Raw genomic sequence first — 12,334 nt, 5'->3', positions numbered from 1 at the left:
AAACAACGGATGCACGCGGGCGCTGAGACTGTGGAGCGCTGCCAAGCGCAGGCTATGCCTGCGCGCGTTCGCTTCGCTGCGAGGGCCCGCTCACATCACCGGGATATCGCCCCTTGCCCAGCCCTCGGAAATTGCCGCCGCCCGCGTCTCGAAGGCGCCGGCTTCGATGGCGGCACGAATCTCCTGCATCAGCCTCTGGTAGTAGGAAAGATTGTTCCAGGTCAGCAGCATCGCCCCCAGCGCCTCTTGCGAGCGGACCAGATGGTGCAGATAGGCGCGTGAATAATCTCTGGCGGCCGGGCAGTCGCTCTCCTCGTCCAGCGGGCGCGGATCGTCGGCATGGCGAGCGTTGCGCAGATTGACCTTGCCGCGCCTTGTATAGGCGAGGCCATGACGGCCGGCGCGCGTCGGCATCACGCAATCGAACATATCGATGCCGCGTGCCACCGATTTCAATATGTCGTCAGGCGTGCCGACACCCATCAGATAGCGCGGCCTGTCCGCCGGCAGCTCCGGGCAGGTGATGTCGAGCATTTCGAGCATCACCGCTTGCGGCTCGCCGACCGCCAACCCGCCGATGGCGTAGCCCTTGAGGTCCATCGCTTTCAGCGCCTGCGCCGAGCGCAGCCGAAGGGCCGGTATGTCGCCGCCCTGGACGATGCCGAACATCGCCTTGCCCGGTTGGTCGCCGAATGCCGACTTGCAACGTTCGGCCCAGCGCAGCGACAGCTCCATGGCCCGCTCGATCTCCTTCTCCATGGCCGGCAGCGCGGTGCATTCGTCGAGCTGCATCTGGATTTCGGAATCGAGCAGTCCCTGGATTTCGATCGAGCGCTCGGGCGACATCTCATAGGGGGCGCCATCAATATGTGAGCGAAAGGTGACGCCCTTTTCGGTGAGTTTCCTCAGTTTCGACATCGACATTACCTGGAAGCCGCCGCTGTCGGTCAGGATCGGGTGCGGCCAGCGGGCGAATTCATGCAGACCGCCAAGCCGCGCCACACGTTCGGCGCCAGGCCGCAGCATCAGATGATAGGTATTGCCAAGGATAATGTCCGAGCCGACGCCGCGCACCTGATCCATATACATGGTCTTGACCGTGCCGCCGGTGCCGACCGGCATGAAGGCTGGCGTGCGGATTTCTCCGCGCGGCATAGTGATGGAGCCGCGCCGCGCTTTCCCGTCGGTCGCCAGCACCTCGAAGGTGAACGCCTTAGTCATTGAATTCCTTGTCCTATACCGGGCGCGCGTCGATCGTTCTCCTCTTTGAACAGAAGGCTTGCATCTCCGTAGGAGTAGAACCTGTAGCTGTTCTCGATGGCATGCGCATAGGCCGCACGCATTGTTTCCAGACCACAAAACGCCGAAACCAGCATGAACAGCGTCGAACGCGGCAGATGGAAATTGGTCATCAGCATGTCGGCGGCCTTAAAACGGTAGCCGGGGGTGATGAAGATGTCGGTCGGACCCGACCATCCAGCCAATGTGCCGTCCTCCCGCGCGGCGCTCTCCAGCAGGCGCAGCGACGTCGTACCGACGGCGATGATGTGCCCGCCGCGCGCTTTCGCCGCGTTCAGCGCCTCGGCGGTTTCCGGGCTGACCGAACCGATTTCGGCATGCATCTTGTGATCGGCAGTGTCGTCGACTTTCACCGGCAGGAACGTGCCGGCGCCGACATGCAGGGTGACGAAGCGCCGCTCGACGCCTTTGGCATCCAGCGCCGCGAAAAGCTCGGGCGTGAAATGCAGGCCGGCAGTGGGTGCCGCCACGGCCCCCTCCTCCCTAGCATAGATGGTCTGGTAGTCGTTGCGGTCGCGTTCGTCGTCGTCGCGCTTCGAAGCGATGTAAGGCGGCAGCGGAATGTGACCGACGGCGCGCAACGCCTCATCGAGAAACGGACCTGAGAGGTCAAAGCCTAGCAAAGCCTCGCCGGCCTCGCGCTTCTCGATCACCGTGGCATCGAGCTGGCCGAGAAAGCAGGAATTGGCGTCATGGCCGAAATGGACACGGTCACCGGCGGCGATGCGCTTGCCCGGCCGCATGAAAGCCAGCCAGCGGTCGGGAGCCACCCGCATGTGCAGCGTGGCTTCGACTTGCGCCACCGCCTCGCCGCGCCGCCTGATGCCTTTTAACTGTGCCGGAATGACCTTGGTGTCGTTGAAGACCAGCACGTCACCGGTCTCGAGCAGGGACGGCAGCTCGCGCACCGTCCGGTCTTCGCGGCCCTCACCCGGCCTGACAACCAGCATTTTGGCGCTGTCGCGCGGTTCTGCCGGTCGAAGCGCGATACGCTCCTCCGGCAGATGAAAGTCGAAAAGATCGACGCGCAAGAAAATCCCGCCTCAAAATTCCGGGCAGGTCACCGCCCAGGCGCCAACACCGTCGATGCTCAGCGTGCCGCCCATTGCGAATTGGACTGTTCGCTGGCCTTGACCAGTCGCAATTTGGCGACGATAGAGCTGATACCCTCATCCGTGAGATCGATCGCCACGTGCTGGTCGTCCTCGAATGCCTGTCCGACGATGAATTTCGTCGAACCCGGCTGACCGTCGGTGGTCCAGTTTCTGCCGCCGGCATCAAGCCATACACGCGCAACCGCGATGACGGCAGTGTGCCCCATCAGGACGTCGATCGATGCCGCGTCGCTTTCAGCGCTGCAAACAATCGATTCCGCCGCCAGCGCCGGAGTGGCCGCCGCGACAAGCATCAGAGTGATATCCGCGACAGCCCGGTAGGTCATTTCACGTCGGCTGCCACCTTCAGCGACACGATCTTGTCGGGATCCGGCACCGGCTCGCCGCGCTTGATCTTGTCGACATTGTCCATGCCCTCGATGACCTGGCCCCAGACCGTGTATTGGCGGTTGAGGAAGGCGGCATCGTCGAAGCAGATGAAGAACTGCGAATTGGCCGAGTTCGGATTTTGCGAGCGCGCCATCGAGCAGGTGCCGCGGCCGTGATTGGCGTTGGAGAACTCCGCCCTCAGGTCGGGCTTGTCGGAGCCGCCCGTGCCAGCGCGCGCCGGTGCGAAAGAGGGCTTGGTGGAATTGCCGAATTTCACGTCGCCGGTCTGCGCCATGAACCCCTCGATGACGCGATGGAACACCACTCCGTCATAAGCGCCTTCGCGCGCCAGTTCCTTGATGCGGCCGACATGGCCAGGCGCCAGATCGGGAAACAGTTCGATGACGACCTTGCCCTTGGTCGTTTCCATGATGAGCGCGTTCTCGCGGTCCTTGATCTCGGCCATGTCAGAATATCCTTTGAAACTAATGGGTTTACTTGCCGTCGGCGGCGATGCGCACCTTGATCATGCGATCGGGATCAGTGACAACCCCGTTCTGTGCCGCATCGCCTTTCTTTATCTGGTCCACCAACTCCATGCCGTTCTCGACATTACCGACGATAGTGTACTGGCCATCGAGCGGCGGCGCCGGCGCGAACATGATGAAGAACTGGGAATTGGCGGAATCCGGGTCCTGCGAGCGGGCCATGCCGACCACGCCGCGCTCGTAGCGCTCGGACGTCGAGAATTCGGCCGGTAGGTCGGGAAGATCGGAACCACCAGTACCGACAGCATCGGCGTTGAAGCCGTTCTTCATGTTGCCGAACTTCACGTCGCCGGTCTGCGCCATGAAGCCGTCGATGACGCGGTGGAAAGCGACGTTGTCGTAAGCGCCCTGACGAACCAGCTTCTTGATCTGCTCGACATGCTTCGGCGCGAGATCGGGCCTGAGCGCGATTGTCACATCGCCGCCCTTCAGCGTTATGATCATGGTGTTTTCCGGATCGGCCGCGAACGCCGAAACGGTTGCAGCCACAAGACTGAAAACAACGACAAAGCAGGTGGCGAGCCTTTTGAGCGGCATGGATATTTCTCCGAAAACCTTTGTTTCAAGCATGTCGTTGTCCCAAAGCCGGGTTCCACGTTGGGGCGACACGCATTATTTCGCGAATTTGGCGGTAAGTGCGCCGGCCACAGCCGCCGGCACGAAGGGGCGGATGTCGCCTCCCATGGAGGCTATCTGACGGACAAGTGTGGCGGTAATGGTTCGCACCGAAGGGCTGGCGGGCAGAAAAACTGTCTGCAGTTCCGGCGCCATCGTCTCGTTCATGCCGGCCATCTGCATCTCGTAGTCGAGATCGGTGCCGTCGCGCAGGCCGCGGATCATGATCGAGGCGCCCTGCTTCCTGGCCGCGTCGATGACCAGCCCGTCGAAAGCGACAATCTTGATGCGCGCGCCGTCGCGGCCAAATTCGGCCTTCGTCGCTGCTTCGATGAGGCCGACCCGTTCCTCGAACGAAAACAGCGGCTTTTTGCCGGGATGAATGCCGATCGCCGCATAGACTTTGTCCGCCACGGCCAGCGACGCCTTCAGCACATCGAGATGGCCGTTGGTCAGCGGGTCGAAGGAGCCGGCATAAAGGGCGATGCGTTCGGTCATGGCAGGTGCTTCTAGCGAGCCTCTCTCGCAAAGGCAAATCCGATCAGCGAGCCGTCAATGCATGTCGCCCAAAAGTGTGCAGCGGTTTTGGACAACGACATGCACCCAAACAGAGCCTCAAAGCGCAACGCCTGAGCCACGGAAATCGCGATGCGCTTTGTGTGAACCTTTTGGCCGAGATGAACGACCAATGAACGGGCCGATCACGAAGCCTTCACGCAGCGTTCACTAGGTTGCAGCTTCAGGAGATGAAACCAAAACCCCATTTAATCGTTGCTAGGTGCAGGAGACACGCACATGCTGATCTACATGCTCGCCACCGCAATGACCGTCGCCATGCTGATCGCCACCGTATTCGGGCTGCATCAGGAAGCAGAGCGCGTCCGCGCCAAGTCCAATGCCAAGCGGTTCGGAGGCTTTGGTATCCGCAGGCCGTTTCGCCACCGCTAGCTGTTGACGGCGCCGGCCCATCGGGCCGGCATTGCCCGTCAAGACCTACTCGGCGTTGTTGTCCGGGCCAACATCTTCAGTACCGGTATCCAGAGTTGCGTCGCCCTCGACACTCTCTTCGGCTTCCTCGTCCGATTGCGGTTCCGATATCCGCTCCACCGAAACGACCTTCTCGCCGTCGGCCGTGTTGAAGATGGTCACGCCCTTGGTGGCGCGGCTGGCGAAACGAATGCCGTTGACCGGCACGCGGATGACGGTGCCGCCATCCGAGACAAGCATGATCTGGTCGTCATTGCCGACCGGGAAAGTCGCCACCAGACGGCCGATCTCAGCCACTTTCGACACATCGGTGGCGCGGATGCCCTTGCCGCCGCGCCCTGTGAGGCGGAAATCATAGGAAGACGAACGCTTGCCGTAGCCATATTCCGTCACCGTCAGCACGAATTGCTCGTGTGCCTTGAGGAATTCGTAGCGCTCGTCGGAAAGCTCCGTCTCCTCGCCGACTTCCTCATTGGTGAGTTGAATGTCTTCGTCCTCGCCCGCCGCAATGCCGGCGGCGAGCCGCCTTTCCGCCGCCACTCGCCTGAGATAAGCGGCGCGCTCGGCCGGCGGCGCCTCGACATGTTCGATCACCGCCATCGAGATCACCCGGTCGGTGGCAGCCATGGCGATGCCGCGCACGCCGACCGAGTTGCGGCTCTGGAAGACGCGCACGTCGCTGACCGAGAAGCGGATGCACTGGCCGGAGCTTGCGGTCAGAAGCACGTCGTCATTGTCGGTGCAGGTCTCGACGCCGAGGATCTCGTCGCCTTCCTCTTCCAGCTTCATGGCGATCTTGCCGTTGCGGTTGACCTGGACGAAGTCCGACAGCTTGTTGCGGCGCACCGTGCCGCGGGTGGTGGCGAACATCACGTCGAGCTCGCCCCAGCTGGTCTCGTCCTCAGGCAGCGGCATGATGGTGGTGATGCGTTCGCCCTGCTCCAGCGGCAGCATGTTGATCAGCGCCTTGCCGCGCGACTGCGGATTGCCGATCGGCAGGCGCCAGACCTTTTCCTTGTAGACGATGCCACGCGAGGAGAAGAACAGCACCGGCGTGTGCGTGTTGGCAACGAACAGCCTAGTGACGAAATCCTCTTCCTTGGTCGACATTCCGGAGCGGCCCTTGCCACCGCGCCGCTGCGCCCGGTAGAGCGATAACGGCACGCGCTTGATGTAGCCGGAATGGCTGACCGTCACGACCATGTCCTCGCGCTGGATCAGGTCCTCGTCTTCCATATCAGCCCCGCCCTCGGAGAGCTCGGTACGGCGCGGCGTGCCGAACTCGTCGCGGACGGCGGCAAGCTCGTTCTTGACGATCTGCTGAATGCGGGCGCGGGACGACAGGATGTCCAGGTAGTCCTTGATCTCGTCGCCGATCGTGTTCAACTCGTCGGCGATCTCGTCGCGGCCGAGCGCGGTCAGTCGCTGCAGGCGCAGTTCGAGGATGGCGCGCGCCTGTTCCTCGGACAGATTGTATGTGCCGTCCTCGTTGATGCGGTGGCGCGGATCGTCGATCAGCAGGATCAGCGATTCGACGTCGCCCGAAGGCCAGCGCCGCTCCATCAACTGCTCGCGCGCCGTCTGCGGGTCCGGCGCGGTGCGGATCAGCTTTATGACCTCGTCGATGTTGGCGACGGCAATGGCAAGGCCGACCAGCACATGGGCGCGGTCGCGCGCCTTGCGCAGCAGGAATTTCGTGCGCCGGCTGATCACGTCCTCGCGGAAGGCGACAAACGCCTTCAGCATGTCGGTCAGCGTCAGCAATTCCGGCTTGCCGCCGTTCAGTGCCACCATATTGGCGCCGAACGACGTCTGCAGCGGCGTGAAACGGTAGAGCTGGTTGAGGATGACGTCAGCGACCGCGTCGCGCTTCAGTTCGATGACGACGCGGTAACCCTGGCGGTCGCTCTCGTCGCGGATGTCGGAAATGCCCTCTATGCGCTTGTCGCGCACCAGCTCCGCCATCTTCTCGATCATCGACGACTTGTTCACCTGGTAGGGAACTTCGGTGATGACGATCGATTCACGGTCGTTGCCGCGCGCCTCGACGTTGACGCGCCCCCGCATGACTATGGAACCGCGGCCGGTCGAATAGGCGCTGTAGATGCCGGAGCGGCCGAGCACGATGCCGCCGGTCGGGAAATCTGGCCCCGGAATGATCTCCATCAACGCCGGCAGATCGATCGCCGGATTGTCGATGAGGGCGATGGCGCCGTTGCAGACCTCGCCCAGATTGTGCGGCGGAATGTTGGTGGCCATGCCGACGGCGATGCCGCCGGAGCCGTTGACCAACAGGTTGGGAAAGCGCGCCGGCAGGACTTTCGGCTCGCTGCCGGACGCATCATAAGTGTCCTGGAAATCGACGGTGTCCTTGTCGATGTCTTCCAGCAACTCATGCGCGACCTTCGTCAGGCGCGATTCGGTGTAACGCATCGCCGCCGGCGGATCACCGTCGATCGAGCCAAAATTGCCCTGCCCGTCGATCAGCGGCACGCGCAGCGACCAATCCTGCGCCATGCGCACCAAGGCGTCGTAGATCGAGGCGTCGCCATGCGGATGGTATTTACCCATCACGTCGGCGACCGGGCGCGCCGACTTCACGTATTTGCGGTTCCAGTGGTAGCCGCTCTCATGGGCGGCATAGAGGATGCGGCGATGCACCGGCTTCAGCCCGTCGCGCACATCGGGCAGCGCACGGCTGACGATCACGCTCATGGCGTAATCGAGGTAGGAGCGCTGCATCTCCTCGATGATGGATATCGGCTCGATGCCGGTCGGGCCGCCGTCGGCGCCGCGCGGTGTCTTCTGGTCGGTCAAATCAGGTCACAATCTAATCGGGAATCACTCGGTGGTTATATAGGAAGCCGGGTCGAAACTCCAATGTCCGCGGTAGTTTTCCAGTGTCGATTTTTGTGGTGATTTCAAAAGGATATCACTGATTGCGACGATATGGCCGAGGCGTTTTCTCGTTGCTCTCGCGGCAAAGCTCATTGTCAGGCCAATTTGCTTCACAACGCCGGAACGGCGGATGCGTTCGGCAATTTATCGCCTCGCCGCCGGACCCGATAGGCGCCGGGCGCCTCCCCCATCACGCGCCGGAATCGGCGGTTGAAGGTCGACAAATCGTTGAACCCCGCCTCGAAGGCGATCGTCGAGATCGCCTCGTCCGACATGCGCAGCCGCACCGCCGCCCTGTGCAGCCGGGTTTTCAGCAGGAACTGGTAGGGCGTCATGCCCGCGACGCGTCGGAACGTGCGCAGGAAATGATACGGGCTGGTCGCCGTCTCGCTTGCAAGCGCAGCAAGCGAGACCGGCCGGTCGGCATCCAGCTCAATGCGCCGCACCGCCTCCGCGACACGTTTCTCGTCGCGGCGGCTCGGCACCCCGGCAGCAGGCGTGACGCCGGAGGCGACGGCTGCGCCGGCAATCCGCAGACCGATTTCCTCGAACGCGTCGACGTCGGCCATCTCGCGTGCGGATTCCGCCTCGGCCAGCAGCGGTGCCAGCGCCGGCAAGGGCGGCAGCCGCGGCGTCTCGAAGGCCAGATTCTTCACGCCCGGCATGTCGGTAACGATCTGTTCCATATAGGCCGGCTCGAACTGGAAGGAGAGGCAGCGGTCGCCGGCGCCATGCTCGTGCCCACACTCATAGCACGTGCCAGGGTTGCCGAGCAGGAGCGCGCCCGGCGTCAGCATCGCATTGCCCTGGCGTGCGCGGTAGCGGAATGTGCCATTGGTCACCACGGCGACGCAGAAATTACGATGCTCTTCCTCGAACGGGCGATCGGCGGCGCCGGCGGTGCAGACCACGTCCAACACCTGCCAGCCTCGTCCGGACACCAGTGTATGCGCGCTCGTTGTCATGGCTTGAAAGATAGCAATTTTTCCCAAGCACAGAACCCTGCCGCCGCCTATTCCCTCCAGTCTCCTGACAAGATGAGGTCGAAATCATGTTCAATTCATCTTCCTTTGTCGAAGCCCTGCACAGCGACGAGCCTGCCGGGGGCCTGGCCGGAAAACTGAACCTTTACGGCCGCTTCGTCGGCGCCTGGACATTCGATGCCACGCGCCACCTCGAGGACGGCCAAGTGCTGACCGGGCGCGGCGAGGTGCATTTCGGCTGGGTGCTCGAGGGCCGCGCGATCCAGGACGTATGGATCCTGCCGGCGCGCGACGCCGGTCCCTCACCCTCCCTCGGCAAATGGACTTTCTATGGCACGACATTGCGTGTCTATGACCCCGGCGTCGACGCTTGGCATATTTTCTGGAGCGATCCGCGCACCCAGTACTACAGCCGCCAGCTCGGCCGGGCCGAGGGCGACACCATCGTCCAGCACGGCGCTGACGGCAGCGGCGCCTCGGTGCGCTGGAGCTTTTCCCGGATTACCGAAAACTCCTTCCGCTGGCTGGGCGAACGCTCTCAGGACGATGGCGCGACCTGGCGGCTCGAAGTCGAGTTCTTGGCGCAGCGAGCCGGCAGCACCTGACCTGCACGGTTTCCCCTGACGCTGCTTTGCTCTACCAATGCAGGGGTCTCGGGCACGGCCCGGCGGGGAGGGTCAGAGATGCCGAGCTTCGACAGCCTGTTCAACGCCTTCGTCACCATTCTCGTGACCATCGACCCGCCAGGCCTGGCACCGCTCTTCCTCGCCGTGACGCGCGGCATGAACCGCGAGGAGCGCAACCAGGTTTCCGTCCGCGCCTCGATCATCGGTCTCCTGGTGATGGCGCTGTTTGCAATCGCCGGTGCATCGATCCTGTCGGTGTTCGGCATCACGCTGCCGGCGTTCCGCGTCGCCGGCGGGTTCCTGCTGTTCTTCATCGCCTTTGAAATGGTGTTCGAGCGCCGGCAGGACCGCAAGGAAAAGATCGGCGACGTCGCCATCACCAAGGACATGATCCACAACATCGCCGCCTTTCCGCTGGCGATCCCCCTGATCGCCGGTCCGGGCGCGATTTCAGCGACCGTCCTGCTGTCCGGCTCTTTTCCAGGTTTTGGCGCGCAGGCAGCCCTTGTCGGCATCATCGCGATCTGTCTTGTCATCACCTACCTGGTGTTCGTGCTGGCCGAGCGCATCGACCGCATCCTCGGCCAGACCGGCCGCTCGATCCTGACCCGGCTGCTCGGCGTCATTCTGGCGGCGCTCGCCGTGCAGTTCGTCGCCGACGGCATCAAGGCGCTGATGGCGACATGAAAACGAAAGCGGCCTCGCGCTTGATTGCCGAGGCTGTCATTATCGTCGTCCAGCTCGCGCGGCGAACCGCCGCCACCAGGCGCTATCCTACCTCGCCATCGTATCGATGACTTCGAAGTCGTGGGTGATCTCGGCGGTCTTGGCCATCATCGCGGTCGCCGAGCAGTATTTTTCGATCGACAGGTCGATCGCCCGTTTCACCTTGTCGCGCGAAAGCGCGCGACCCTTGACGATGAAACGCATATGGATGCGGGTGAACACCCGCGGCTCCTTCTCCGCCCGATCGGCGTCGAGTTCGACCACGCAGTCTTCGACCGCCTCGCGGCCCTTTTCGAGGATGTGGACGACATCATAGGCTGAGCAGCCGCCGGTGCCGAGCAGCACAAGCTCCATCGGGCTCGGCCCCGGCGTCCTGCCTTCCGGCCCGAACGCAGTCCCCAGCACCACCTTGTGGCCGCTGCCGGACTCGCCGACAAAGGTGCGCTCCTCGACCCATTTGACCCGTGCTTTCACCTAACACGTCCTTTCACTGCGCACCGCTTAAATGCAGAACGTCCCGAAATCCAAGACAGATTTTCGGGACGCCAATTCGTGGCCTCAAGTAGCTGGCGTTTTTCGCCCGCGTAAGGGACGTCCGCCCTAAGAAATCAGAACGGAATTTCGTCGTCGAGTTCGCGCGACGAACCGCCGCCACCACCGCCCTTGTTGCCGCCACCGCGATTGAAACTCTCGCCCGGGCCGGACTGCCCGAAATCGGAACCGCGGCTGCTGCCGCCACCGGCATAGCTGCCGACCTGACCGCCCTCGCCTTGCCCGCGCGCGTCGAGCATCTGCAGCTCGCCACGGAATTTCTGCAGCACGATCTCAGTCGTGTAGCGATCATTGCCGGTCTGGTCCTGCCATTTGCGCGTCTGCAACTGGCCCTCGACATAAACCTTCGCGCCCTTCTTCAGATACTGCTCGGCGACCTTGGCGAGCTGGTCGTTGAAGATGACGACATTGTGCCACTCGGTCTTTTCCTTGCGCTCACCGGAAGTCTTGTCGCGCCAGCTTTCCGACGTGGCGACGCGGATGTTGACGACCGGCTCACCCGAATTCAAACGGCGGATTTCCGGGTCCGCCCCGAGATTGCCCACCAGAATGACCTTGTTGACGCTACCCGCCATGATACTTCTCCGCGCTCATCCGAAACAAAATTTCTGCCGCTCACCTTATAGACTGCGGACAATCCCCGCCTGCCGTGGCTGCCTTTTCCCACAAGGTTTTTGTTCTCTTTTCGTTCTATCCCAATCAATTCCTGCTGTCAAGGAATGTCAGCAATCGATGGGGTCCGCCGTGCCATTCCATATGGGCGCGAAAAGACTGCTTGCCAAACCAATAAGTGCAGACTTATGCTTCAATCATGATCGAAGCAGAGATTTTTCGAGCGCTTTCTGACCCGACGCGCCGCGCCGTCTACGAACGGCTCGCCGCCGGCGAGAAGACCGTGTCGGAACTGCGCAGCGGCATGACCGTGTCGCAACCGGCCGTGTCGCAGCATCTCGCGGTGCTGCGCGGCGCCGGCCTGGTGGTCGAGCGGCGAGCCGGCCGCAACGCCTATTATCGCGCCGATCCGCAAGGGCTTGCCCCTCTGCTCAGCTGGATCCAGCGGTACCGTGCGTTCTGGCCCGAGCGCATCGAAAGGCTCAAGGCGGTTTTGAAGGATATGGACCAATGAGGGCAAAACAGCATTCAGACATGGCGGCAGATTCGATCGAGTTCGAGTGCGAGCTTCCAGACCCGCCGGAAAAAGTATGGCGGGCGCTGACGGTGCCGGACCTGCTCGCGGCCTGGATGATGCCGAACGACATCAAACCCGAGATCGGCAGTCGCTTTGCCTTTGCTAAGGCGGGTGCACCGATCGAGTGCGAAATCCTCGACGCTGAGCCCGAACGCCTGCTGCGCTATTCCTGGCGGGAGCGGCCGGCACCTGGCAATGCAGCTGATCCGCTCGACAGTATCGTCACCTTCACGCTCGGCCGCACCGTGTCGGGCGGTACGCATCTGCGCATCGTCCACGATGGATTCGCGCGGGTCGCTACGTCTGCGGTTCTGATGGTGGGCGCCGGTTGCCGGCTTTCGCTCAACGCACACAGCCCCAAACAGACCATTGCCGCAAACACGCCTCGCCTTTTCCTGCGCGCGGCCTGAGCGGCACAACGGAGAAA

General features: G+C 62.6%; 15 protein-coding genes. 5 read left to right on the top strand and 10 right to left on the bottom strand.

All coding sequences use genetic code 11. The annotated features are described in order from the left end of the window. Positions 1–90 precede the first annotated feature (90 nt). The 6 genes from tgt to coaD form a co-directional block, all read right to left on the bottom strand. Positions 91–1,221 (bottom strand): tRNA guanosine(34) transglycosylase Tgt, encoded by a 1,131-nt coding sequence (gene tgt / locus ACWTU7_RS22680; RefSeq protein ID WP_455840416.1) that lies wholly within the window; start codon positions 1,219–1,221, stop codon positions 91–93. After that, positions 1,218–2,330, bottom strand: a complete 1,113-nt coding sequence (gene queA / locus ACWTU7_RS22675; protein WP_455840415.1) for a tRNA preQ1(34) S-adenosylmethionine ribosyltransferase-isomerase QueA — start codon at positions 2,328–2,330, stop codon at positions 1,218–1,220. Before queA ends, tgt begins: the two co-directional genes overlap by 4 nt. 59 nt (positions 2,331–2,389) lie before the next feature. Beyond that, positions 2,390–2,707, bottom strand: coding sequence for a hypothetical protein (locus tag ACWTU7_RS22670; RefSeq protein ID WP_455846543.1), 318 nt, complete (start codon positions 2,705–2,707; stop codon positions 2,390–2,392). A gap of 29 nt (positions 2,708–2,736) precedes the next feature. Next, positions 2,737–3,249, bottom strand: a complete 513-nt coding sequence (locus ACWTU7_RS22665) for a peptidylprolyl isomerase (protein WP_029352871.1) — start codon at positions 3,247–3,249, stop codon at positions 2,737–2,739. A gap of 28 nt (positions 3,250–3,277) precedes the next feature. After that, positions 3,278–3,868, bottom strand: a complete 591-nt coding sequence (locus tag ACWTU7_RS22660; RefSeq protein WP_029352873.1) for a peptidylprolyl isomerase — start codon at positions 3,866–3,868, stop codon at positions 3,278–3,280. Positions 3,869–3,943: 75 nt separating this feature from the next. Beyond that, on the bottom strand, positions 3,944–4,444 hold the full coding sequence (coaD, locus tag ACWTU7_RS22655; protein WP_095520429.1) for a pantetheine-phosphate adenylyltransferase: 501 nt from the start codon (positions 4,442–4,444) through the stop codon (positions 3,944–3,946). Positions 4,445–4,741: 297 nt separating this feature from the next. Here coaD and ACWTU7_RS22650 point away from each other — a divergent pair, with 297 nt between their 5' ends. Further along, a complete protein-coding gene (locus tag ACWTU7_RS22650) occupies positions 4,742–4,894 on the top strand; it encodes a hypothetical protein (RefSeq protein WP_455840413.1) in 153 nt (50 codons plus the stop codon). Positions 4,895–4,939: 45 nt separating this feature from the next. Here the strand turns inward: ACWTU7_RS22650 and gyrA are convergent, their stop codons facing one another. Continuing rightward, entirely contained in the window at positions 4,940–7,750 is a 2,811-nt protein-coding gene (gyrA, locus tag ACWTU7_RS22645) for a DNA gyrase subunit A (protein WP_455840412.1), read from the bottom strand. Between the two features lie 191 nt (positions 7,751–7,941). Continuing rightward, on the bottom strand, positions 7,942–8,796 hold the full coding sequence (locus ACWTU7_RS22640; RefSeq protein ID WP_287330414.1) for a helix-turn-helix transcriptional regulator: 855 nt from the start codon (positions 8,794–8,796) through the stop codon (positions 7,942–7,944). Positions 8,797–8,882: 86 nt separating this feature from the next. Here ACWTU7_RS22640 and ACWTU7_RS22635 point away from each other — a divergent pair, with 86 nt between their 5' ends. Continuing rightward, positions 8,883–9,419 carry a hypothetical protein gene (locus tag ACWTU7_RS22635; protein ID WP_455840411.1) on the top strand — a complete coding sequence of 179 codons (537 nt, stop codon included), beginning with the start codon at positions 8,883–8,885 and terminating at the stop codon, positions 9,417–9,419. Positions 9,420–9,497: 78 nt separating this feature from the next. Next, positions 9,498–10,127: a MarC family protein gene (locus ACWTU7_RS22630; protein ID WP_455840410.1), complete on the top strand. Its 630-nt coding sequence runs from the start codon at positions 9,498–9,500 to the stop codon at positions 10,125–10,127. A gap of 87 nt (positions 10,128–10,214) precedes the next feature. On the opposite strand, the gene ACWTU7_RS22625 is transcribed toward ACWTU7_RS22630, so the two are convergent. After that, positions 10,215–10,640 carry an OsmC family protein gene (locus ACWTU7_RS22625; RefSeq protein ID WP_029352881.1) on the bottom strand — a complete coding sequence of 142 codons (426 nt, stop codon included), beginning with the start codon at positions 10,638–10,640 and terminating at the stop codon, positions 10,215–10,217. A 134-nt stretch (positions 10,641–10,774) separates the two neighbouring features. Next, a complete protein-coding gene (locus ACWTU7_RS22620) occupies positions 10,775–11,293 on the bottom strand; it encodes a single-stranded DNA-binding protein (RefSeq protein WP_029352883.1) in 519 nt (172 codons plus the stop codon). Positions 11,294–11,529: 236 nt separating this feature from the next. Between ACWTU7_RS22620 and ACWTU7_RS22615 the strand changes: the two genes are divergently transcribed. Together ACWTU7_RS22615 and ACWTU7_RS22610 are read left to right on the top strand one after the other, a co-directional pair. Next, on the top strand, positions 11,530–11,844 hold the full coding sequence (locus ACWTU7_RS22615) for an ArsR/SmtB family transcription factor (RefSeq protein ID WP_455840409.1): 315 nt from the start codon (positions 11,530–11,532) through the stop codon (positions 11,842–11,844). Beyond that, complete coding sequence (locus ACWTU7_RS22610; RefSeq protein ID WP_455840408.1) at positions 11,841–12,317, top strand: SRPBCC family protein; 477 nt, start codon at positions 11,841–11,843, stop codon at positions 12,315–12,317. The genes ACWTU7_RS22615 and ACWTU7_RS22610 overlap by 4 nt, the downstream gene beginning before the upstream one ends. Positions 12,318–12,334 lie beyond the last annotated feature (17 nt).

The sequence above is a fragment of the Mesorhizobium sp. BHscii genome, assembly GCF_053848065.1.
This window is presented reverse-complemented; position numbering and strand designations above follow the sequence as displayed.

What these genes read in the sequence shown, in the direction of transcription:
- tgt (WP_455840416.1), bottom strand. Translation starts at nt 1,221, where the DNA reads ATGACTAAGGCGTTCACCTTCGAGGTGCTGGCGACCGACGGGAAAGCG.
- ACWTU7_RS22670 (WP_455846543.1), bottom strand. Translation starts at nt 2,707, where the DNA reads ATGCTTGTCGCGGCGGCCACTCCGGCGCTGGCGGCGGAATCGATTGTT.
- ACWTU7_RS22665 (WP_029352871.1), bottom strand. Translation starts at nt 3,249, where the DNA reads ATGGCCGAGATCAAGGACCGCGAGAACGCGCTCATCATGGAAACGACC.
- ACWTU7_RS22660 (WP_029352873.1), bottom strand. Translation starts at nt 3,868, where the DNA reads ATGCCGCTCAAAAGGCTCGCCACCTGCTTTGTCGTTGTTTTCAGTCTT.
- coaD (WP_095520429.1), bottom strand. Translation starts at nt 4,444, where the DNA reads ATGACCGAACGCATCGCCCTTTATGCCGGCTCCTTCGACCCGCTGACC.
- ACWTU7_RS22650 (WP_455840413.1), top strand. Translation starts at nt 4,742, where the DNA reads ATGCTGATCTACATGCTCGCCACCGCAATGACCGTCGCCATGCTGATC.
- ACWTU7_RS22640 (WP_287330414.1), bottom strand. Translation starts at nt 8,796, where the DNA reads ATGACAACGAGCGCGCATACACTGGTGTCCGGACGAGGCTGGCAGGTG.
- ACWTU7_RS22635 (WP_455840411.1), top strand. Translation starts at nt 8,883, where the DNA reads ATGTTCAATTCATCTTCCTTTGTCGAAGCCCTGCACAGCGACGAGCCT.
- ACWTU7_RS22630 (WP_455840410.1), top strand. Translation starts at nt 9,498, where the DNA reads ATGCCGAGCTTCGACAGCCTGTTCAACGCCTTCGTCACCATTCTCGTG.
- ACWTU7_RS22620 (WP_029352883.1), bottom strand. Translation starts at nt 11,293, where the DNA reads ATGGCGGGTAGCGTCAACAAGGTCATTCTGGTGGGCAATCTCGGGGCG.
- ACWTU7_RS22615 (WP_455840409.1), top strand. Translation starts at nt 11,530, where the DNA reads ATGATCGAAGCAGAGATTTTTCGAGCGCTTTCTGACCCGACGCGCCGC.
- ACWTU7_RS22610 (WP_455840408.1), top strand. Translation starts at nt 11,841, where the DNA reads ATGAGGGCAAAACAGCATTCAGACATGGCGGCAGATTCGATCGAGTTC.